This is a genomic window from Pseudomonas sp. S2_B10 (assembly GCF_054668425.1).
This window is the reverse complement of the sequence record NZ_CP162768.1, coordinates 5,318,004-5,339,601: the sequence shown is the minus strand read 5'-3', so window position 1 is coordinate 5,339,601 and position 21,598 is coordinate 5,318,004. Positions and strand designations below refer to the sequence as shown.

Below are 21,598 nucleotides of genomic sequence, written 5' to 3'. Positions count from 1 at the left end.
CTCAGGGGTTGCGCTGGACAGGCTCGATGCCCAGCGCTTCTGCGATACGCACCAGATCGGCCACTGAACGTGCGGCCATTTTGCGCATGACCTGGCCACGGTGGACCTTGACCGTGACCTCGCTGAGGTTGAGCTGTCCGGCAATCTGTTTGTTCATCAGCCCGGCAATGACGAAGCCGAGCACTTCGCGCTCACGTGCGGTCAGGGTTTGGTAAGCCCGACACAAAACGGCGCCGGAGTGTTCGGCTGCTAGCCGCGCACGGTCGCGAGCCAACGCACTGGCCACGGCGTCGAGCATGTCCTGATCACGGAACGGCTTGGCCAGAAAATCCACCGCGCCGGCCTTCATCGCCTTGACGCTCATGGCGATGTCGCCGTGGCCGGTCATGAACACCACAGGGATGCGCAAGCCATTTTTTTCCATCTGTTCCTGAAACGTCAGGCCACTTTCGCCGCGCAGGCGCACGTCGAGCACCAGGCAACCGGGTACCTCACGTTGCGCTTGCGCGAGAAAATCTCCGGCGCTGTCGAAGGTTCGCACCTGCAAGCCGATCGAGCGCAGCAAGCTGTCGAGCGCCTGGCGCATCGAGGCATCGTCATCGACCACGTACACCACTGGTTCGCCGAGCACATCGGGACTTTGCGCAGGGCTGGAATGCGACCACAAGGTCATTGTGTCTCCTCGGCGAGATCGCAGCACGCATTGGGCTGGTCAATAAATCTAGTTCAGGATGGCCACCGCAGCCAGACACCGGCCGGACGGTCAGCAATCAGGCTAACAGTCAGCACCATTGCCGGCCGGCCAGAAACCCCTGAAAATCGGCCAGGCTGAGGCAGTCCCGCCTCTAGCGCTGCAAACAGGCAGGCCCGCGATGTCCACTCATCCCGCTTTTACAACGGCCCCGCGCGACGTGGTGTTTATCGCCTACCCACGGCTGAGCCTGCTCGATCTCAGCGGTGCGCAGACCGTGTTCTGGGCGGCGAGCAAAGCCTTGGTCGAGCGCGGGCAGCCCGGTTATCAACTGCACACCGCCAGCCTCAGCGGCGGCTTGATCCCGACCGTCGAAGGGCTGGCCATCGACACCCAAGCGTTAACAACGCTCGACACCACCGCGCTGGACACGCTGGTCGTGCCCGGCGCCCCTGACATCTGCCAGACCCTTGAGGAGCACCGCGAACTGAGCGACTGGCTGCAGGACCATGCTCACCTCGCCCGCCGCGTGGTCTCGGTGTGCAGTGGTGCGTTTCTGCTGGCTCAGGCCGGATTGCTCGACGCCCGCCGCGCTGCCACTCACTGGGCGATGTGCGACGCTTTGCGCGATCGCTTTCCAGCGGTCGAGGTAGATGCCGACGCGATCTTCATTCAGCAAGGCAAGGTCTGGACCTCGGCCGGAGTCACCGCCGGGATCGATCTGGCGCTGGCGCTGGTAGAGGCCGATTACGGCCGTGAAGTGACGTTGCAAGTCGCGCGGGAATTGGTGGTGTACATCAAACGCCCCGGCGGCCAGGCGCAATACAGCACGCTGCTGCAATCGCAGGCGCAGGACGCTGCGATGTTCGATGATCTGCACCTTTGGCTCATGGAGCGCCTCGGCGACCCGAATCTGACGGTGGAGCGCCTCGCCGAGCAAGCCGCAATGAGCCTGCGCAACTTCACGCGGGTCTATAAAGCGCGCACCGGGCGCACACCGTCGAAAGCGCTCGAGCTGTTCCGGCTCGAAGCGGCCAAACGCCTGCTGGAAAACTCCCCGCACAAAATCGAACGAATCGCCCGCCTCTGCGGCTTCAACGATGAAGAACGCCTGCGCGCCTGCTTCCAGCGCCACCTGTCGATCTCCCCGCGCGACTACCGCAGTCGCTTCAGCCGCGATGGCTGAACCGCTATACCTACGTATAGTTTTGCCCGCTGGCCATCAGCGTATGGTGCAAGAACGACAGGAGTCACCAGCTCGGCCGCCCGGCCCGGGAGCTTTATGTACAAGACGCATGTCATTGCGGTAGTGGACGACGACGAGGCAATGCGCACATCGCTGAGCAGCCTGCTGCGAGCGTCGGGGTATCAGGTGTTCTGCTATGCGGCGCCAGCGGACTACCTTGACTCGGACGGGCCGGCGCAGACTGATTGTTTGATTTCCGATATTCAGATGCCGGGCATGGGTGGTTTGCAGATGCTGGATGCACTGCGGGCGCAAGGCTGGCGGATGCCGGTGATTTTTGTGTCGGCGCATGCGGGCAAAATGCCCATCAGCGTACCCGGGGTCATCGCGTGTCTGGCCAAGCCATTTCAGGCTGAACGTTTGCTCGCCTGCCTGGAAAAAGCGCTGGGTTGATCCTTTTTCCCCATACCTTCGTATACCCCCCTTCCACCCATGCGTACCCCACGCACACCGATGGACAACTGCGCTCGTAGCCTCCCCGCCCTAGCATGGCTCTACACAGCGGGCGATTGAGCGCCAGGCAGTACGGCAAGCAGTTACGGCGGCCAGTGATCGTCACGCCAGAGTCCGCATCGGACTCGGGTGTCATCCATCCATCAGCGTCAGGGAGCACATTATGAAACAGCAATTATTGGTGATCGGTGCAGGGTTCGGCGGGCTGTGGAGTGCGCTGAGCGCTGCGCGTTTGCTGGATATGCATGCCCGTCAGGATGTCGAGATCACGCTGCTCGCCCCGCAAGCGGAATTGCGTATTCGCCCGCGCTTCTACGAGCCGGACGTGCACAGCATGTACGCGCCGCTCGACGCGCTGTTCGATGCGGTGGGTGTGCGCTTCGTCAAAGGCACCGCTGAAAGCATCGACGCCCGGGCGCGCCGAATCGGTTACCGCGACGAGGCCGGGCGTCCGGGTGAACTGGCCTACGATCGGCTGGTTCTCGCCAGCGGCAGCCAGCTCGCTCGGCCTCCGGTGGTTGGCCTCAAGGAGCATGCGTTCGATGTCGATCAGATCGAATCCTCGGCGCGTCTGGAACGCCATCTCATCGCCCTCGGCAACCAACCGCCCAGCGTTGCGCGCAACACCGTGGTGGTCGCCGGTGGCGGTTTCACCGGGATTGAAACTGCGACGGAAATGCCGGCGCGCCTGCGCGCGATTCTCGGTGAGGATCAAGACCTGCGCGTGATCATTGTCGATCGCAGCAAGGACATCGCTGCGACCATGGGCGATGGCATTCGCCCGTCGATCATCGAGGCGTCCAATGACCTGGGTATCGAATGGATCGTCGATGCCAGCGTTGCCGCTGTGGATGCCAATGGCGTCACCCTCGCCGATGGCCGCCACATCGAAAGCCACACCGTGATCTGGACCGTAGGTTTCCGCGCCAGCCCGCTCACCGAACAACTCGACGCCGAACGCGATGGCCAGGGCCGCTTGCATGTCGATGGCAACCTCAAGGTGCACGGCATCGATCACGTCTTTGCCGCCGGTGATGTCGCTCGCGCCGCCACTGACGACCTCGGCAACTATGCCGCGATGTCTTGCCAGCATGCGATCAGCCTGGGTCGCTACGCCGGCAACAACGCCGCCGCCGATATCCTCGGCGTCGCTCCGACAATGTATCGCCAGCCCAAGTACGTGACTTGCCTGGATCTGGGCGCCTGGGGCGCGGTGTACACCGAAGGCTGGGATCGTCAGCTGAAACTGGTGAAGGCCGAAGCCAAAGAGCTGAAGACGCAGATCAACACGGTGTGGATCTACCCGCCCGCCGCCGAACGTCGCGCCGCCCTCGCGGCCGCCGATCCGCTGATCCCTGTAGCCTGATTTCACCCTCCGCTTTAGCCCTGAGAACAAGGAGAACACCATGACCCTGCATCTGGATTCCTTCACCGCCAACCGCGCGGTGGCCCTGCAAACGCAAAGCGAAGAACTGGTGCCGTCGCGCTACGCCCTGCGCCTGGGCGACATTGACGTGATGGTGATCAGCGACGGCGTGTTGCCGTTGCCGACCCAGACCATGTCAACCAATGCCGCCCCCGCCGACCGTGCCGCCTGGTTCAAGGAAATGTATCTGGGCCCTGACGCCTTCGACTGGGCGCTCAACGTGCTGGTGGTGCGTAGCGGCGAACAAGTCATCCTCGTCGACGCCGGCCTCGGTGGCCAATTCCCCGGTTTCCCGCGCGCCGGGCAGTTCCCCAAGCGCCTGGCCGCTGCCGGGGTGGACCTCGCCGACATCACTGATATCGTCATCACGCACATGCACATGGACCATATCGGCGGCCTACTGGTCGACTCGGTGAAGAGCCGTCTGCGCCACGACGTGCGCATCCACGTCACCGCTGCCGAAGTGAATTTCTGGTCCACGCCAGACTTCACCAGCACCGACATGCCCGCACCAGTACCAGACGTCCTGCGCAGCACCGCCAACGCGTTCATCAACCACTATGAAAGCAAGTTGCACATATTCGAAGACGAATGTCAGGTTGCACCGGGCGTAGTTGCAAAACTCACCGGTGGTCATACGCCAGGGCACTGCGTGGTCTACGTCAACTCCGGTGGCGAGCGCCTGACCTTTGCCGGTGACGCGTTGTTCCCGGTGGCGTTCGATCACCCTGACTGGCACAACGGTTTCGAACACGATCCGACCAAATCGGTGGAAGTGCGCGTGCGCATGCTCAAGGAAGCCGCCGCCAGCGGCGAGCTGTTTGTCGCCACGCATCTGGCCTTCCCTTCGGTGGGTAGGGTCGCGATCAATGGTGCTGCTTTCCGTTGGATACCTGCGATTTGGGATTACTGATTGCGCGCCTGAAATCTTCGTCCGGCTTCTGCCGGGCGAAACCTTTTTCACCGCCATTGCTACGCAGAACCGTGCGGGCGGTGACCATACTTCGGTTGCTGTGTACCCTTTCTGCATCAAGCAAATCTGAGCAGAGGATGGAGTGTTGGCATATCTGGATTGGGTGCAATGGCCGGCGATGCTGGTCACCGTTCTGGCCGCCTGGCTGATCGGTTCGCAACGACCGCAACGGCGCATGAGCGGCTTCGTTTGTTTCAGTCTGAGCAATTTGCTGTGGGTGATCTGGGGCGTCCATGCCGGGGCTTACGCGCTGATCGTTCTGCAGCTTTGCCTGTTCCTGATGAACCTGCGCGGCTTCATGAAGAACCGCGTTTCAGAGCGCTGAGTGACGATGATCATCTGGCCAGAAAATCCTTTGAATTTTTCTTGTCGGACAAAATCATTTACGTATGAGCGTAAGGAGGAACTCATGCGTAGCACCGATATTTTCGTCATCGAATACAAACATCACGACCAGCCAAAATCATTCGTCATCCGCGCCAAGAGTATGCGCAACGCCGACGCTTGGCATTGGGCGAGCTGTGACGCCGGTATTGCGCCGATTCCGAAACCGGGTAAACCACCGTTGAAAGTGGTTTCCAAACCCCAGGCCGAGCGCTATGGGATTACGGAGGTGAAGTGGCGCGAGACGGCAGCGCTGGACTGGACGGAGGCTTAGGCAAATCGGGTCGCCTGGCTGAGCTTGCAAGTCAGCCAGGCGCCCCACAACAGACCATGGGGGGCATTCCGCTGGGGAATGTGCGGTTATCGTCCCGGTGAAGTGACCAGTACCTGACCGCGCGAAACTGATCGTTCCTCACGCTCCGCGTGGGAACGATCCATATCAACTAAGACCAGAACCCTTTATGCGGCTCAGCCGCCTCTTCCTCCAGCATCGGCCCGAAAACGCTCACCGTGCGCTGCCCTCTGGCAAACACTTCGCGACACGGCAACGAGAACGTCGGGTTCTCGGGATGATCGCCGGTCAGCCCGAGCAAAGCATGTTCCGATAACGCGTACACCACTCGCCCGACACCGGTCCAATACACCGCGCCCGCGCACATGCAGCAAGGTTCGGCGCTGGTGTACAGCGTGCACGCCTCCAGCTCCGTGGGTGACAACCGCTTCGCCGCCGCAGCCACCGCGACCAGTTCGGCATGCTGAGTGGGATCACCTTCCGGCGGCATCGAATTGTTGCCCGCTTCGGCAATGACCTTGCCGTCGCGGTCCGCCACCAGCGCCGCAAACGGGTGCCGGCCACGTTGTTTCGACGCCTGCGACAGGGCGATGGTCTGGCGCAGCAATGCCAGGTCCAGATCGCTGACGCCGGCCGGAACAAGCTGAGTGAATTGATTCATGGGTAACTCCTGGGCAGTGAGAAAAGACAAAAGTCAGTCGGCCAGTTTGGCCGTGGAAGCGCCGACGGCGTCGGTCGATGGTTTTTGTTTGTTGAGCAAGAGGTTGAGCAGAATGGCGGTGATCGCACCGAGGAAAATGCCGCTGTCGAGCACCAGTTTCAGCGTCGGGCCGACATGTTCGAACAGGGCCGGAAACGACATTGGCAAGACGCCGACGCTGACCGACACCGCAACAATGATGGCGTTGCGTGTGCCCTCGAACTGCACCCGTGACAGTTCCTGAATGCCCGCCACCGTGGTCATGCCGAACATGACGATCGCGCAGCCGCCCAGCACCGGCGTCGGCACCGCCGCAATCAGCGCGCCGAGCTTGGGGAACAAGCCCATCAACACCATGATCGCGCCAGCGGTCGCAACGACGAAGCGGCTCTTGATGCTGGAAAGCGCAATCAGGCCGGTGTTTTGCGTGAAGGCGTTATAGGGAAAGCTGTTGAACAGACCACCGAGCATGGTCGACAAGCCGTCGGCGCGGAAGGCGTTACCGAGGGTCTGCTGCGTAGTCGGTTTGCCGACCAGTTTGCCGATGGCCAGGCAGTTGCCAGTGGTCTCGGCCATGATCACCAGCATCGCCAGGGTCATGATCAGAATCGGTACCAGAGAAAATTCCGGCGCACCGAACGCCATTGGCGCGCTCAACTCGAACCACGCCGCCTCGCTGACCCGACTGAAGTGCGTCATGCCGAATGCGGCAGCGATCAGGCTGCCGACAAACAAGCCGATGAGCACACTGAGGTTACCGATGAAGCCGCTGAATTTCGCATAAATCACCAGCGTCACACTGACCGTGGCCAGACCCAGCAGCAGATTGGCCGGGCGACCGAAGTCAGGCGAATCAGGATTGCCACCACCCAGCCAGATTGCCGCCGCCGGCATCAGTGAAATACCGATGATGGTGATCAGGCTGCCAATCACCACGGGCGGAAAGAATCGCAGCAAGCGGCTGAACACCGGCGCCAGTGCGATGGTCAGGAAGCCGGCGGCGATCACCGCCCCGAAGATCTGGCTGAGGCCAAATTCTTTGCCGATCATGATCATCGGCGCCAGCGCAATGAACGAGCAGCCCTGAATCAATGGTAAACGCGCGCCGAACTTCCAGAAGCCGAGGGTCTGAATCAACGTCGCCACACCGGACGTCAGCAGGTTGGCGTTGATCAGTAAAACCACCTGAGCCGACGTCAGCCCCATCGCACTGCCGAGAATCAGCGGCACCGCCACCGCTCCCGCATACATCACCAGAACATGCTGCAGACCGAAGGTGAAAAGCTGCCGCAGGGGCAACACCTCGTCGACCGGGTGAACGCGTTGTGTAGTCATGGCACAAGCTCCTGAAGGGGCAGCGTTGGTTGTAATCGCGGGCGCTCAGGGACAGACGCACAAACAGAATCGGCCCCGGCGTTCGAAGACGCGGGGTCATCCTTGAATGTTTTTAACGATGAAACAAATTGGCAACCATCGCTTTTTTCGATGGCAAAGACGCGGCACAATCGCCGTCTCGCTCAAGCTCGGAGTACACCGCGTGCGCTTCTCACTCGATCAGTTGCTGATGTTCGTCCAAGTGGTGAAAAGCGGCTCGTTCTCCGCCGCCGGGCGCAAGCTGGGCAAGACGCAATCGACCATCAGCGCGGCGATCGCCAATCTGGAAACCGACGTTGGCGTCGAGTTGTTCGACCGCAGCAATCGCAGCCCTGCCCTCACCGCCAGCGGGCATAAATTGCTGGTCCAGGCAGAGGCGGTACTGGAGCGCTGCATGACCTTCGAGGCCCACGCCGATTGCCTTTCCGATAGCGTCGAACCGAGCCTGACCCTGGCGATTGAAACGCCGTACGGCCCGATCATGCCGGTGCTGCAAGCGTTCGAGCAGGCCTTTCCGTTTGTCGATCTGATCATTCGCCACCCGGTCTACGGCGATGTCAGCGAACTGGTCAGCAGTGGCGAGGCGGTGCTGGGCGTGGCGTTTTCGCAGCCGGGCTATCCCCGGGAACTGGCGTTCCAGCAACTGGGCAAACTGATCATGCTGCACGTCTGTCATCCCGATCATCCGCTGGCGCAACTGGACAACGTCACGTTCGACGATTTGCACGTGCATCGGCGCCTGGCGTTCAGTGCGCACGCCAGCAAACTGCCGAGCAGTGAATACCTGCGTTCGACGCAACTGTGGCAAGCGGAAAGCTATCTGGCCCTGCTCGAAATGGTCCGCGCCGGCCTCGGCTGGGCGACCCTGCCGCGCCAGCTGATCCAGCGTGAACTGGGCAATGGCGAACTGGTCGAGTTGCAGCTGTCGGCGTACCCGCATACCGACTGGCAAATCGGCGTCGACCTGTTATGGGCACGCCAACGGCCACTAGGGACGGCCGAGCGCTGGCTTAAGGAAAAGCTCCAGGCCAACAAGGTTTATGAACGCGATCGCAACGGTCAGACCACTACGCTGTGATTACTTGGCGAACACCTGGCCCATGTCCTTGAACGCCTTGAATTCCAGCGCATTACCGCAGGGGTCGAGCAGAAACATGGTCGCCTGTTCGCCGACCTGACCCTTGAATCGAATGTAGGGCTCGATCACGAATTGCGTGCCGAATGACTTCAGTCGCTCGGCCAGTGCTTCCCATTGCTGCCACTCTAAAATGATGCCGAAGTGCGGGACCGGTACGTCGTGGCCGTCGACCGGGTTGCTGTGAACGCTTTCCTGGGCAGCTGTCTGCGGCTGTTCATGGATGACCAATTGGTGGCCGTAAAAATTGAAATCGACCCACTGCGCGCTGGATCGGCCCTCGTCCAGACCGAACACTTCACCGTAAAAACGGCGGCAAGCGGCAAGATCGTAAACCGGGATGGCGAGGTGGAAAGGCGAAAGACTCATCAGGCACTCCGGCAACCGCGTTGATTAAACCAATCTGGCAACGGCGCACCGCTGCTGATCGAGGATCGAAAACAGCCTAGATCAAAAACCCTGCGAATGCCGGCTCGACTTTTCATGCCATGGAGATAGCGCGGCTGTGAATACGCGCCACGACTATCTGCTCGGCTTCCTTACCGGCGCGTCACCACTTTTCGGTGACAGTCCGCCGGGGCCAGCACCTCGCCCGCCCTGGAGCGCACGACGATAGTCTCGACGGGCTCGGCCCGTTCGTTGTCGAGCAGGATCGAGTGCTCCTCCCCCTCGACAAACAGAAAACGCTCGCCCCACTGCCGCAGGCTGACGACGATGGGGAACACCGCGCGGCCCATGTCGGTGAGCACGTATTCCTTGTAGGCGCTGCCATCGGACGCGGGCTGAATCTGCAACACGCCGAGCTCGACGAGCATTTTCAGTTTGACCGTGAGGATGTTCTTGGCCAGGCCCAGACGTTTCTGGAATTCACTGAAACGGCGCACGTCATCGAACGCATCGCGAATGATCATCAAGGCCCAGCGATCGCCAATGGCTTCGAGGGTTCGGGCCACCGGGCATTCGCTCTGCGCCAATGTTTGTTGTCGGGCCATGTGATTCCTGATGGACTCGGCTATTGAATGTGGTTGCATTTAACAACCCGAATGAATAAAGATCAACGCATCGGTTTCAATTCAAAACCACACTACGAGGAAGCAAGGATGCCGTGTCAGACGCAAAACCTGATCAATGCGCAAGCCGCAACTGACAGCGCAACGACCGGGCTGAGTCGTTTGCAGACTTTTCTCTTTGCAATCACCTGCGCGATAGCAGTGGCCAATGTTTATTTCGCACAGCCATTGTTGGAATCGATGGCCGCCAGCCTCGGGGTTTCACCCGGTGCAATCGGCGTTGTGGTCACGGCCACGCAAGCCGGGTATGCGGTCGGGCTGCTGTTCATTGTGCCGCTGGGTGATCTGCTCGATCGAAAGAAACTCATCGTCAGCCAACTGCTTTTGTCTGCAACGGCGCTGTGTGCCGTGGGCCTGTCCGAGAGCTGGGGAGTGTTGCTCGGCGCCATGATGCTGGTGGGATTGCTGGCGGTGGTGGTGCAAGTGGTGGTCGCCTGCACCGCCAGCCTTGCTCGTCCGGAACAGCGCGGCGCCGCCGTAGGCACCGTCACCAGTGGCGTGGTGCTGGGCATTTTGCTGGCGCGTTTCGTTTCCGGCGTAGTGGCTGATCTGGCCGGTTGGCGCGGCGTGTATTTTGTCTCGGCAGTCATGATGATCGGCATGGCTCTGCTGTTATGGCGCACCCTGCCCGCCTCGGCAAAACCGCCCGCACAGGGCAGCTATCGGCAATTGCTGCGCTCGATGTTCCAACTTTTTTTGACTGAGCGGGTATTGCGCATCAGAGGTATCTTCGCCCTGCTGATCTTCGCCGCGTTCAGTGTGTTGTGGACGTCGATGGTGCTGCCGCTCAGCGCCCCGCCCCTGTCGTTGTCCCACACGCAGATCGGCCTGTTCGGACTGGCCGGAGTGGCGGGCGCGCTCGCCGCCGCACGGGCTGGGCGCCTGGCCGATCGCGGCTTGGGCAATCGCACCACCGGCATCACCCTAGCGCTGTTGACGCTGTCCTGGCTACCCATCGCATTTGTCGACAGTTCGCTGCTGGCGATGGCCGTCGGAGTGATCCTCCTCGACTTCGCCGTGCAAGCGGTGCACGTCACCAACCAAAGCCTGATCTTCGCCGCACGGCCCGATGCGCAGAGCCGACTGGTCGGTGCGTATATGTGTTTTTACTCGGTGGGCAGTGGTTTGGGCGCCATCGCGGCGACGTATACCTATGCGCACTCTGGCTGGGTGGCGGTGTGTTTTCTCGGAGGAGGGATCAGTGCTGTGGCGCTGATGTATTGGGTGTGGCTGGAGTACGTTTATTCACACGACTGAACCAATGTGGGAGCGAGCCTGCTCGCGAAGACGGAGCATCAGTCAGCACAGAGTTGTCTGACCTGACGCCTTCGCGAGCAGGCTCGCTCCCACAGGGATTACTCGCCAGCAGCTACTTGCCGTCCTCGGGCTTCTCGGTCTGCATCTGCACCGACGGTTTGCTTTTGTCACCGTCCTTGTTGGGTGCATCGTTGGAATCGAAGCAGCCGCTCAACAGAAACATTGAGCAGAACCCCAGACATACGCAGATTTTCTTCATGACAATCTCCTTTCAGCAGTGGTATTGCTACCCGGTTCAAGCTTGACCTAGCATCGTTTACCTTCTTCCGGGATGTGCGCAAATTCATTGCAGGACTGCATCGGGCTCTCAGCCCTTACTGTGCTCCGGCGACGAAGGCCCTTCCTTGACGCCGCGCGGGCCGGCGATGCCCCACACGATCAGGCCGAGCACCGGGAACACGATCAAGCCGATCGCCCAGGCGGCTTTGACGCCGACGCTCTTGTTGCTGCGAAACACGCTGACAATCGCCCACAGGTCGACCAGCAGAATGATCACCGCCACGGCGATGGAGAAGTAACTCGCTGCCTCGTTCATTTCGCAATCCTCCGATGACTTGTAAGCATTGGGCTGCGGGGCTTTTTCAGCGTTCAAAAAAATTGCGCGTGCGCGGCGCCAAAGCCTCAGCCACCTTCCGGATCCTGGCGGATCACGGAAATCTTGCCGTTGCGCTCGATGATCGCGAACTTGATCTGGTCGATGGTTTCAATGCCCTGACTGGAGCGCGCCGCCTCCATGACATCCGCCTCGACCAGCCGCGCATGGCGCAGACGCCGCTGCAACAGCTTGCCGTTCTCGACAATGATCGTTGGTTCACCATCGATCAGCCGCGAGATCCAGCTGGAACGCTGCTTGAGCAAAGAGAACCCAACGTCGATGGCGATCAGGGTGATGATCACCAGAAACGCATTGGTCAGGGAAAAATCATCACCAAGCAGCGCTTGCTGGGTGGCTTCACCGATGATCATCAGCAAGACGAAATCAAACGTCGTCAGCTCGGCCAACGAACGCCGACCGGCAATTTTGAACAGCACCATCAGTGCCAGATACATCGCGAGTGCGCGCAACACCGAGTCCATGGGTCACCTATGGATAAATGAATTGAATGAGCTTCACTTCGCTCGAGCCCGGCGCGCCGATATGGCTGCGAAACAGGCCCAGTCCGTCACCGCGCAGGGTCAGATAAAGCGTTGCCTGGCCCTGCGCATCCGCCTGCAACCACAAACGCATGCCCTGCGCTGAACTGCGCATACGCACTGGCGCCGGTTGCATGGTTTCGATGCTGAAGCCATCGAGCATCTCGCCGCCGATGTCCAATTCGACGATAGCTTCAGGTGTCGCGTGCACGCTGAGTTTCAGCGGGTTGGTCGAGCCGTTGCGGTGGAACATCTCGTACTCGACCTGGACTTTGCCATCGTCGCTGCGGGCGTCCTGCGAACTGAGCACGCCCCGGGAAAACAGCCCCAACAGACCCAGCAGCATGCACAGCACCAGCAGATACCAACCGATGCGCTCGAAGCGCCAGACCTTCAGTTGATAGGCCATGTCCTCCTGCACCGGGAACTGCCGACTGCGCAGATCGGGATGCTCAGCGTCAGGCTTCATCGGCGCCACCCTCCTTCGCCGCGCAAGGCGCGACGGTGATAGGCCGGCAACTGCTGCAAGGCGAACTCACAGGCCAGGGTCTGCACTTCACTGCGCGATCCGGGAAACCATTGCCGGGTGCTGAACAGAAAATGTTGGTCATCGAACTGGAATGCCCAGGCGAAACACACCGTACCGGCCTTGATGCCGTCCATATCATCGGGTCCGAGAATGCCGGTGGTGGCGACCGCGACGTTGGCCGTGCTGTCGCGCAACGCACCAATGGCCATTTCACTGGCAACTTCCACGCTGGTCAGATTGAAGGTTTCCATGGTCGCCGGGCTCACGTGGAGCAAGCGCTGCTTGGCTTGCGGCGAATAGACCACGTAGCCGCATTCGATCAGCTCGCCGCTGCCGGGCACTTCCGACAGCAACATGACGATTTCCCCGGCCGTGCAGGATTCGGCGGTGGTGATGATCAGCGAATGTTGGCGCAGGTATTCAATCGTTTCCTTGGCGATGGACATGGCACGCTCTCGAAGCTGTTATTGCCGGTTGACCGCTCGCTGTGCGGATCATTCCGCTGGACTGGATGAGCGTATACCCGCCTCTTCCAGTGAAAGTTTTCCGCCCTGTTCGGCACGATCACCTACCCTCATAGACTGTGTGATCCACTCGAGCCCGCCGCCCCCATGCGCTGTTCATTCAAGTCGTTGTTTTTGGTTCTGTTGCTGCTGCTGATGCCGGGCAGCGCTGCGCCGTGGGCAGCGGACCTTGCCGCGCCGGCGAACTCAGGCGCAGCGCCGCTACCTGTGATTTCGCAAAGCGATCTGCAAGCCCTGCAACAACGCCTCGACGGGCTCAAGCAGCAGATCTCGGCAGCGAACAATTACAACCAGCTCGAAGGCCCGCAGGATCGGGTGCAGGCGTTCATTCTCGATGTCGATCGGTTGTCGGCAGCGCTGTTGCCGCAACAGGCGCAACTGGCGGTGCAACTGGGCGTGCTCGGCACCGCTCCAGACGCTGAGGTGGCTGCCGAGCAAGCCGATATCGTCGCGCAACGGGCTGCGCTGGCGGAACAGAAAAGCAAGGTCGACGGCACCCTGAAAAGCCTCGCCGCACTGAAACAGAATGCCGCCGACCTGATCACGCAAATCGCCGGCATCCGCCGCACGCTACTGGAAAGCGAACTGACCCTGAGCACGCGCAGTGTGTTGAGTCCGCAGTTCTGGGCGCCACTGATCAATCCAAGCGAGGACGACCGCCAGCGCCTGCGACTGTTCGTCGAGCAGGTGGCTGACGTATGGGCCACGGTCTGGGCGCCGGGCGAGCGGTTTTACACCTGCGTACTGGTGCTGCTGGCGCTGCTGATCTGGACCTTCGGCCGACGTCTGGCTGAGCGCGGGCTGACCTGGTTCTGCATTCATCGCGTGGCGGAGGGCCGACTGCGCCGCAGTGCCTTGGCCTTCGCCTCAGCCATAGCGACCTTCATCACCACCGCCATCGCCCTGAAGCTGCTGTTCTACGCCTGCACCCGCCACGACGCCCTGCCGCCGGTGCTGGAAACCTTCTCCGAAGAGTTCGAAAAAGTCGTCTATGCCTGCGTGCTGATCACCGGGCTCAGCCGTGCATTGCTGTCCACCGAGCACCCGTCGTGGCGCCTGCCGGCAATTGCTGATCCAGTGGCGCTGGCCCTCAAGCCTTATCCGCGAATCCTCGCCTGCGCGTTGCTGGTGTTGGTGACGCTGGTGCAAGTCGCCAATGCCACAGGCATGAGCAGCCACATCGTGATGGCCGGGCGCGGCGTGATTTCCATGGTGGTGCTGGCGATCATCGGCACGATGCTGGTGCGCGTGGGCAAAGTGCGCAAGGCCTTGGTCGCCGCCAACGACGCTTCGGCGACGAACAGCGTGTTCGCCGGGCTGATCTACAGCGTCGCCAGCGTCTCGATGTTTGTCACGGCCATTGCCCTGCTTGCCGGCTATGTTTCGCTGGCGCGGTTCATCAGTTATGAACTGGTGTGGAGCTACGTCGTGCTGTCGGGTTTCTATTTGCTCATTCAGTTGGTCAAGGACGCCTGTGAACACCTGTTTTCACCGAAACACGCGAGCGGCCAGGCGCTCAAGCAATTGCTCGGGGTCAGCGATCGACGCCTTGAGCAAACGTCGATCCTGTTGTCCGGCGTCAGCCGCGCCGGCCTGATGCTGATGGCGCTGATTTCGTTGTTTGTCGGCGGCATCGGCACCACGCTCGGCCAACTGGTCACCAACATCATGTCGATTCTTGGCGGCGCCGGTTTGCGCAAGCTGAATATCGTCCCCGGGCACCTGCTCAATGCGCTGCTGGCGCTGCTGATCGGCATCTGGCTGATCCGTACATTGAGCCGCTGGCTCGACAACGAATTCCTGCCCAAGACCGACATGGACCCGGGCATGTGCGCGTCGCTGAGCACGCTGTTCTCCAATATCGGCTACGCCTTCGTGATTCTGCTGACGCTGTCGTCGCTGGGCGTGCAGTGGACCAATCTGGCGTGGATCGTCAGTGCGCTATCCGTCGGTATCGGCTTTGGCTTGCAGGAGATCGTCAAGAACTTCGTCTCCGGCCTGATTCTGCTCACCGAGCGCCCGGTCAAGGTCGGCGACCTGATCAGCATCAGCGGCGTCGAGGGCGACATCCGCCGGATCAACGTGCGCGCCACGGAAATCCAGCTCAGCGACCGCTCGATCGTGATCGTGCCCAACTCGCAGCTGATCTCGCAGAACCTGCGCAACGTTACCCTCGGCGGCAGCGCTCAGGGCGTGGCATCGCTGGAGCTGGTGTTTCCGCTGGATATCGATCCTGAGCAGGTCAAACAACTGCTGCTGGATGCGTATCACGAGAACGAAACCATCCTCGATAAACCGGCGCCATTCGTGCGTTTCAGCAAGTTGTCCCCGGACGGCATAACCCTCACGGTCACCGGCTATGTGGGCAGCCCGAGGATTGTCGGGCTGACCAAGAGCGATTTGTTGTTTGAAGTGTTGAAGCGGTTGGGCGCAGCGGGGATTGCGCTGGCGAAACCGCCAGCGGCGTGATCAGGTTAGCGCTTGCCCGTGTTGTCGATGCGGGCCGTGCTGCTGCGTGGCGTCAGCTCGAACGGCAGGACGACATGCCTTTCTGCCAGCGGCCGCTTTTCGATCAGGGCAATCAGCATCTCGACCGCCTTGGCCCCGAAGGCCTCGGCTGGTTGCGAGATGGTGGTCAGCGGCGGATCGCAGAACGCAGCCATGGGAATGTCATCGAAACCCACCAATGAAATATCCTCGGGCACACGCAGCCCGGCCTGCCGGATGCGCTTGAGCGCACCAATGGCCATTTCATCGTTTTCGCAGAACAGCGCGCTCGGCCGCTCGGCCAATGCGAGCATCTTTTGCGCGCCGGCAAAACCGGCCTCGAGGCTGAAATTGCCATGGCAGATCAGTGCTTCGTCGAAGGCAATCCCGGCCTCGCGCAGTGCCGCTTCGTAGCCTGCCAGTCGATCCAGAGTCAACGGGCTGTTTTTCGAGCCCTTGATCAGGCCGATGCGTCGGTGCCCCGATGCGATCAGATGTTCGGTCATGGCTTTGGCGGCGGCAACGTTGTCCAGGCTGATGGTTGGATAACGCCCGGCCTTGAGCACTTCGCAAGCATTGATGATCGGCGGCACATCGGCGTCGGCCGGAGCGTTTTCGAAAGGATCGTAGGCGCGCAACTGAATCACCCCGTCGGCCTGATAGGCGTACACCAGCTCGGCGAATTGTCGCTCCAGTTCTTCCCGGCCCTGAGTGTCGCACAGCAGCAGCCGATAACCGGCTGCCTGCGCCGCTTGCTGCGCGCCGCTGATGACCCGGGCAAAGAAGGTATTGGCGATGGTCGGCACCAGAATCACCAGATTGCCGGTGCGCCGCGAACGAAACTGCACGGCCATCAGGTTCGGCCGATAGCCGGCCTGCTCCACGGCCGCCATGACGCGCTCACGGGTTGGCGCGAGCACACGCTCGGGCGATTTCAAAGTCCTCGAAACCGTCGCCACGGAAACCCCGGCCAGTCGAGCCACTTCGCGAATATTGGACAAAAACACCTCGTTGATTCATGCCGATCAGACGCGGAGCTTACCGCAGGCAACGAGCGATCGAAACGCTGTCGATCATCCGCTGGCATTTGACACTCGGCTATTTCACGCCTAGATTTCGCCCACGATGTAACCGGTTACATCACTCATCAGCATTGCATCCAGCTACCGAGAGGACCGCCATGTACGCTGCCGCAAAAAAAACAAGAATGGGTTTTGTCGGAGGCGGTGAAGGTTCATTCATTGCCCGTGCCCACCGGCAAGCCGCCGGCCTCGATGGACGCTTCGAACTGGTCTGTGGCGCGTTCAGCCGCGACTCGGAGAATAATCAGCGCACCGCTGCGACCCTGGGAGTGTCCGCCGAACGTTGTTACGGCGACTGGCAAACCCTGCTCGCTCGCGAGGCCGCCCTGCCCGCCGAGCAACGCATGCAACTGCTGGTCATTGTCACCCCCAATCATCTGCACGCACCGATTGCCCGTGAGGCATTGAGCGCCGGTTTTCACGTGTTCAGCGAGAAACCCGCGGCGCTGAATCTCGCCGAGGTGCAGGCGCTGCATTCGGTGGTGATCAACAGCCAGCGAATTTACGGGCTGGCGCACACCTACCTCGGTTACGCGATGGTCTGGCAGGCCCGCGAAATGGTCGCCAGCGGCGTGCTCGGGCACGTGCGCAAAGTCATCGTCGAGTACCCGCAAGGCTGGCTCAGCACCGATGTCGCCGGGCAAGGCAACAAGCAGGCCGGCTGGCGCGACGATCCGGCGCAATCCGGGATCGGCGGCTGCATTGGCGACATCGGCACCCATGCGTTTTCCCTCGCCGAGTTCGTTGCCGGCCAGTCGATCCAGTTCATCAGCGCAATGCTCGGTTCGCATGTCGAGGGTCGGCAACTGGATGACGATGTGGCGATGCTGTTCAAAATGAGCGACGGCGCCAGTGGTGTATTGCTCGCCAGCCAGGTCTGCGCCGGTGAGGAAAACCCGCTGAAGATCCGCGTCTACGGTGACAAGGGTGGGCTGGAATGGCGTCAGGAAGAGCCGGCCAGTCTGATTCATCGACCGTTGAATGAACCGATGCGCATTCTGCGATCCGGAGTCGGTCAGCCGTGGTTGTGTGACGCTGCCAGTCAGCGCATGCGCCTGCCCGCCGGGCATCCCGAAGGTTATCTGGAAGCGATGGCCAACCTGTACGGCGATCTTGCCGAGGCGATTGTTCAAGGCGTCGAAGGCCATCAGGCCCCGGGCGTACCGGGCATCGAGACCGGACTGCGCGGCATGGCCTTTATTGAAACCGCCATCGCCAACCACCTTGGCAATGAAAAGTGGAGCGAGATTCCCGGCCAACCGACAGGAGCCCAGCACAATGAACAGTGATCAGCAAAATTCGACTGGCCTTAAAGGTCCGGGGATTTTTCTCGCGCAATTCATCGCCGACCAAGCGCCTTTCGACACGCTCGCCAACATCGCCGAATGGGCAGCCTCGCAAGGCTACAAAGCCATTCAGGTACCGACCCTCGGCACGCGTTTCATCGATTTGCAGCGCGCCGCTGAAAGTCAGGATTACTGCGACGAACTCATCGCCGTCTGCGCCCGCGCCGGTGTGGTGATCAGTGAGCTGTCGACGCACCTGCAAGGGCAATTGGTCGCTGTGCATCCGGCGTTCGACAGTCTGTTCGACGACTTCGCCCCGCCAGCGCTGCGCGGCAAGCCGCAGGAGCGCACCGAGTGGGCCATCGAGCAGTTGAAACTGGCGGCCCGTGCCAGCCAGCGTCTCGGACTCAAGGCCCATGCGACCTTCTCCGGCGCCCTGCTCTGGCCCTACGTCTATCCATGGCCGCAACGTCCGGCCGGTTTGGTCGAGCAAGGTTTCGCCGAACTGGGCAAGCGCTGGCTGCCGATCCTCGATTGCTTCGAAGAGGCCGGCGTTGATCTGTGCTACGAAATCCATCCCGGCGAAGACTTGCATGACGGCGCGTCGTTCGAGCAGTTTCTTGAGGCGGTGAATCATCACCCCCGCGCCGCAATTCTCTATGACCCGAGCCACCTGCTGCTGCAGCAAATGGATTACCTCGGCTTCATCGACCGTTACCACCAACGCATCCGCATGTTTCACGTCAAGGATGCCGAGTTTCGCCCCGATGCGCGCTCCGGCGTCTACGGCGGTTATCAGGGTTGGGTCGAGCGTCCCGGGCGCTTCCGCTCGCTGGGCGACGGCCAGATCGATTTCAAATCGATCTTCAGCAAATTGTGCCAATACGACTTCAACGGCTGGGCCGTGCTGGAGTGGGAATGCTGCCTGAAAGACTCTGCACAGGGCGCGGCGGAAGGCGCGGCGTTCATCGAGCGACACATGATCCGCAAGACCGCCAAGGCCTTCGACGATTTCGCCGGGGTCAGCGCCGATGCCGCTTCCAACCGGCGCCTGCTCGGCCTGACCGACGACTGATTCATCCGCGTTACCGACATAAAAACAATACGGTGATCTGAAATGAACGTAATGAATGCGCGACTCAGCGTGATGATGTTTTTGCAGTTCTTTATCTGGGGTGGCTGGTTCGTCACCCTCGGCACTTTTCTGGCCACCACGCTCGCTGCCAGCGGCGGCCAAGTCGGCATGGCCTTCGCCACGCAATCATGGGGTGCGATTCTGGCGCCGTTTGTCATTGGCTTGATTGCCGACCGGTTTTTCAATGCCGAACGCATTCTGGCGGTGCTGCATCTGCTGGGCGCGGTGCTGCTCTATCAGCTCTATCGCGCCGCAGACTTCAGCGCGTTTTATCCCTATGTGCTCGCCTACATGATGGTCTACATGCCGACATTGGCGCTGGTGAACGCCGTGGCGTTCCGCCAGATCAAAGACCCGGCGCTAGAGTTCTCGCGCATTCGCGTATGGGGCACAGTGGGCTGGATTGTCGCCGGTGTGGTGATCAGCTTCGTGTTCGCCTGGGACTCGCAACAAAGCATCGCGGCGGGAGGCTTGCGCAATACGTTCCTGATGTCCGCCGTCGCGTCGCTGTTGTTGGGGCTTTACAGCTTCAGTCTGCCGAACACTGCGCCGCTGAAAAGCGCAGCGGGCTCATCAAGCCTCAAGCAGATGCTCGGCGTCGATGCGTGGGGTTTGCTCAAGGATCGCAGCTATCTGGTGTTCTTTCTCGCCTCGATCCTGATCTGCATTCCGCTGGCCTTCTATTACCAGAACGCCAACCCGTTTCTCGCGGAGATCGGCGTGACCAACCCGACAGCGAAGATGGCCATCGGTCAGGTGTCGGAAGTGCTGTTCATGTTGCTGTTGCCGCTGTTCATCCATCGTTTCGGCATCAAGATCGCCCTGCTGGTCGGCATGGCTGCCTGGGCGTTGCGTTACGTGCTGTTTGCCTTCGGCAATAACGACGATCAGGCATTCATGCTGCTGATCGGCATTGCCCTGCACGGCGTGTGCTATGACTTCTTCTTCGTGTCCGGGCAGATCTACACCGATGCAAAAGCACCGGAACGCTTCCGCAGTTCGGCGCAAGGTCTGATCACCTTGGCCACGTACGGGTTGGGCATGTTGATTGGCTTCTGGATTGCGGGACGGATTACTGACCACTTCACTTCGAGTGCGGGCCATGACTGGAGAAGTATCTGGCTATTTCCAGCCGGTTTTTCCGTGGCGGTGCTGCTGTGTTTCTGGGCGACGTTCAAGGGCCGCGATCGGGACAAGGCTGTGTTGCCGAGTGCGGTTTAGAGCAGAGTTCTGATGCATGAACAGAACGAATGCCGCCTGTGGTTGAGGCGGCATTCGCTATCGATGCTCATGGTTGCGCTCAAGCGGTGCGACGTTCGAGCAGACGGTCAGCGCCACCTTCGGCGACCCGATTGCCTTGCAGATGATCGGAACCGTCAGAGGCTACTGCATCGCTGAACAGTGGATCGGTTTCGGTGGCGGCAACTGCGTCGCTGAATAGCGGGTCGGTTTCGGTGGCGGCTACTGCGTCGCTGAACAAGCGGTCCGTTTGAGTGGAGGCGATCGCGTCGCTGAACAGTGGGTCGGTTTCGGTGGCGGCGAAGGCATTCAGTGCAAAAACCGAGAAAGCGATACCGAGGATAGTCTGGCGTTTCATGATGATGTGCTCCGAGGTGCAGTGGTTGGGTATGGAGCCGATCTTACGCTGCACCGTGGATATGAGAACTTCATTGACTTAATGGTTGTTATTGACGCAATCAATGATGAGTTGAGTAAAAGCAGCTGCTTACCTAACCGTTAAGCTGGTGCTTACGCGTCCAGACGAAACGCCCTACAAAGTCTAAAGCACAAAACTGACAAATCGTATTTCTGACAGCTTTACGCAAGCAAAAAAAAGACCCGAATCGATCGAAACCGAAACGGGTCTTTCCCACTCAGACGACCCTTATTTCAAGTCGTCAAAGTGATCTCGCAGGAACTCGTAAAAGCGCAAAGCTTTCAACAATCTCCATACAAGGCTCAGCGTACGCAGCAAAAGCTTCATACGTTTTGGCCTCCAGGGCTGGCGGCCAAACCTCCAGCAAACTTACCGGACCATGCGTGCCTTCAGCCTACATGCTGGTGTGGCTAGTGAGGCGGCCGGTTGAAATACCTCCGAGACAACATTCCGGCGCAGGTGCGAATCCGCGTCAGAGGGCGTGAAACCTTTTGCGCCCCCAGCCAAACCTCACTGCTCTACCAACAAGATGAGCGCAGGCATCTTAACGCAGAAATCAGAAGAGAAAACCCGAGTAGCCAAGGTTATTCTGCGGCTACGCCTGAACCTTTGTAAAACCGTATTTCTGACAATGTTTATTGACAGACCTGAATTCAGTTACATGCGTTGGACGTTCCGAAAAAACCTCGCACACCACGCTAAA

24 protein-coding genes are annotated in these 21,598 nt (G+C 60.4%); 12 read left to right on the top strand and 12 right to left on the bottom strand.

The genetic code is table 11. The annotated features are described in order from the left end of the window. Position 1: 1 nt before the first annotated feature. Positions 2-673 (bottom strand): response regulator transcription factor, encoded by a 672-nt coding sequence (locus AB4O45_RS23845; RefSeq protein ID WP_056784803.1) that lies wholly within the window; start codon positions 671-673, stop codon positions 2-4. A 199-nt stretch (positions 674-872) separates the two neighbouring features. Here AB4O45_RS23845 and AB4O45_RS23840 point away from each other — a divergent pair, with 199 nt between their 5' ends. The 6 genes from AB4O45_RS23840 (at position 873) to AB4O45_RS23815 (ending at position 5,447) form a co-directional block, all read left to right on the top strand. After that, complete coding sequence (locus tag AB4O45_RS23840; RefSeq protein ID WP_056784802.1) at positions 873-1,877, top strand: GlxA family transcriptional regulator; 1,005 nt, start codon at positions 873-875, stop codon at positions 1,875-1,877. A 96-nt stretch (positions 1,878-1,973) separates the two neighbouring features. Continuing rightward, the gene (locus AB4O45_RS23835; protein ID WP_460160640.1) at positions 1,974-2,330 is read left to right on the top strand and encodes a response regulator transcription factor; all 357 of its coding nucleotides are present in this window, start codon (positions 1,974-1,976) and stop codon (positions 2,328-2,330) included. A gap of 223 nt (positions 2,331-2,553) precedes the next feature. Beyond that, the gene (locus tag AB4O45_RS23830; RefSeq protein WP_095179611.1) at positions 2,554-3,756 is read left to right on the top strand and encodes an NAD(P)/FAD-dependent oxidoreductase; all 1,203 of its coding nucleotides are present in this window, start codon (positions 2,554-2,556) and stop codon (positions 3,754-3,756) included. A 40-nt stretch (positions 3,757-3,796) separates the two neighbouring features. After that, complete coding sequence (locus tag AB4O45_RS23825; protein WP_252877893.1) at positions 3,797-4,729, top strand: MBL fold metallo-hydrolase; 933 nt, start codon at positions 3,797-3,799, stop codon at positions 4,727-4,729. 178 nt (positions 4,730-4,907) lie between these two features. Further along, positions 4,908-5,114 carry a hypothetical protein gene (locus AB4O45_RS23820; RefSeq protein WP_370593551.1) on the top strand — a complete coding sequence of 69 codons (207 nt, stop codon included), beginning with the start codon at positions 4,908-4,910 and terminating at the stop codon, positions 5,112-5,114. 84 nt (positions 5,115-5,198) lie between these two features. After that, on the top strand, positions 5,199-5,447 hold the full coding sequence (locus tag AB4O45_RS23815) for a DUF6555 family protein (protein ID WP_041480580.1): 249 nt from the start codon (positions 5,199-5,201) through the stop codon (positions 5,445-5,447). A 169-nt stretch (positions 5,448-5,616) separates the two neighbouring features. Here the strand turns inward: AB4O45_RS23815 and AB4O45_RS23810 are convergent, their stop codons facing one another. Then, entirely contained in the window at positions 5,617-6,126 is a 510-nt protein-coding gene (locus tag AB4O45_RS23810) for a nucleoside deaminase (protein WP_041480581.1), read from the bottom strand. A 33-nt stretch (positions 6,127-6,159) separates the two neighbouring features. Continuing rightward, positions 6,160-7,500 (bottom strand): nucleobase:cation symporter-2 family protein, encoded by a 1,341-nt coding sequence (locus AB4O45_RS23805; protein ID WP_315435622.1) that lies wholly within the window; start codon positions 7,498-7,500, stop codon positions 6,160-6,162. Positions 7,501-7,702: 202 nt separating this feature from the next. Between AB4O45_RS23805 and AB4O45_RS23800 the strand changes: the two genes are divergently transcribed. After that, positions 7,703-8,617 (top strand): LysR family transcriptional regulator, encoded by a 915-nt coding sequence (locus tag AB4O45_RS23800; RefSeq protein WP_256808833.1) that lies wholly within the window; start codon positions 7,703-7,705, stop codon positions 8,615-8,617. Here the strand turns inward: AB4O45_RS23800 and AB4O45_RS23795 are convergent, their stop codons facing one another. Both AB4O45_RS23795 and AB4O45_RS23790 read right to left on the bottom strand, forming a co-directional pair. Then, positions 8,618-9,043, bottom strand: a complete 426-nt coding sequence (locus AB4O45_RS23795) for a VOC family protein (RefSeq protein WP_150635660.1) — start codon at positions 9,041-9,043, stop codon at positions 8,618-8,620. A gap of 170 nt (positions 9,044-9,213) precedes the next feature. Then, the gene (locus AB4O45_RS23790; RefSeq protein WP_252869232.1) at positions 9,214-9,666 is read right to left on the bottom strand and encodes a winged helix-turn-helix transcriptional regulator; all 453 of its coding nucleotides are present in this window, start codon (positions 9,664-9,666) and stop codon (positions 9,214-9,216) included. Positions 9,667-9,774: 108 nt separating this feature from the next. Between AB4O45_RS23790 and AB4O45_RS23785 the strand changes: the two genes are divergently transcribed. Beyond that, positions 9,775-11,001 (top strand): MFS transporter, encoded by a 1,227-nt coding sequence (locus tag AB4O45_RS23785; RefSeq protein WP_315435620.1) that lies wholly within the window; start codon positions 9,775-9,777, stop codon positions 10,999-11,001. Between the two features lie 112 nt (positions 11,002-11,113). On the opposite strand, the gene AB4O45_RS23780 is transcribed toward AB4O45_RS23785, so the two are convergent. From AB4O45_RS23780 to AB4O45_RS23760, 5 genes are all read right to left on the bottom strand, one after another. Further along, complete coding sequence (locus AB4O45_RS23780; RefSeq protein WP_177434183.1) at positions 11,114-11,260, bottom strand: hypothetical protein; 147 nt, start codon at positions 11,258-11,260, stop codon at positions 11,114-11,116. Positions 11,261-11,368: 108 nt separating this feature from the next. Then, entirely contained in the window at positions 11,369-11,596 is a 228-nt protein-coding gene (locus tag AB4O45_RS23775) for a PLD nuclease N-terminal domain-containing protein (RefSeq protein ID WP_024012535.1), read from the bottom strand. 86 nt (positions 11,597-11,682) lie between these two features. Continuing rightward, positions 11,683-12,138 carry a DUF421 domain-containing protein gene (locus AB4O45_RS23770; RefSeq protein WP_016774256.1) on the bottom strand — a complete coding sequence of 152 codons (456 nt, stop codon included), beginning with the start codon at positions 12,136-12,138 and terminating at the stop codon, positions 11,683-11,685. Between the two features lie 7 nt (positions 12,139-12,145). Further along, on the bottom strand, positions 12,146-12,664 hold the full coding sequence (locus AB4O45_RS23765) for a hypothetical protein (protein WP_252869229.1): 519 nt from the start codon (positions 12,662-12,664) through the stop codon (positions 12,146-12,148). Further along, complete coding sequence (locus AB4O45_RS23760; protein WP_150635663.1) at positions 12,661-13,170, bottom strand: CinA family protein; 510 nt, start codon at positions 13,168-13,170, stop codon at positions 12,661-12,663. Before AB4O45_RS23760 ends, AB4O45_RS23765 begins: the two co-directional genes overlap by 4 nt. Positions 13,171-13,335: 165 nt before the next feature. Between AB4O45_RS23760 and AB4O45_RS23755 the strand changes: the two genes are divergently transcribed. Beyond that, positions 13,336-15,717, top strand: a complete 2,382-nt coding sequence (locus tag AB4O45_RS23755) for a DUF3772 domain-containing protein (protein WP_236169561.1) — start codon at positions 13,336-13,338, stop codon at positions 15,715-15,717. A 5-nt stretch (positions 15,718-15,722) separates the two neighbouring features. Here the strand turns inward: AB4O45_RS23755 and AB4O45_RS23750 are convergent, their stop codons facing one another. Next, positions 15,723-16,736: a LacI family DNA-binding transcriptional regulator gene (locus AB4O45_RS23750; protein ID WP_095180279.1), complete on the bottom strand. Its 1,014-nt coding sequence runs from the start codon at positions 16,734-16,736 to the stop codon at positions 15,723-15,725. A 206-nt stretch (positions 16,737-16,942) separates the two neighbouring features. On the opposite strand from AB4O45_RS23750, the gene AB4O45_RS23745 reads away from it, so the two are divergent. From AB4O45_RS23745 to AB4O45_RS23735, 3 genes are read left to right on the top strand one after another with little or no spacing between them, the layout of a single operon-like run. Further along, a complete protein-coding gene (locus tag AB4O45_RS23745; RefSeq protein WP_460160639.1) occupies positions 16,943-18,106 on the top strand; it encodes a Gfo/Idh/MocA family protein in 1,164 nt (387 codons plus the stop codon). Further along, entirely contained in the window at positions 18,096-19,178 is a 1,083-nt protein-coding gene (locus AB4O45_RS23740; RefSeq protein WP_252883584.1) for a sugar phosphate isomerase/epimerase family protein, read from the top strand. Before AB4O45_RS23745 ends, AB4O45_RS23740 begins: the two co-directional genes overlap by 11 nt. A gap of 42 nt (positions 19,179-19,220) precedes the next feature. After that, positions 19,221-20,459 carry a nucleoside permease gene (locus AB4O45_RS23735; RefSeq protein WP_460160638.1) on the top strand — a complete coding sequence of 413 codons (1,239 nt, stop codon included), beginning with the start codon at positions 19,221-19,223 and terminating at the stop codon, positions 20,457-20,459. Positions 20,460-20,538: 79 nt separating this feature from the next. Here AB4O45_RS23735 and AB4O45_RS23730 read toward each other — a convergent pair whose 3' ends face one another. Continuing rightward, positions 20,539-20,835 (bottom strand): hypothetical protein, encoded by a 297-nt coding sequence (locus tag AB4O45_RS23730; protein ID WP_056784752.1) that lies wholly within the window; start codon positions 20,833-20,835, stop codon positions 20,539-20,541. Positions 20,836-21,598 lie beyond the last annotated feature (763 nt).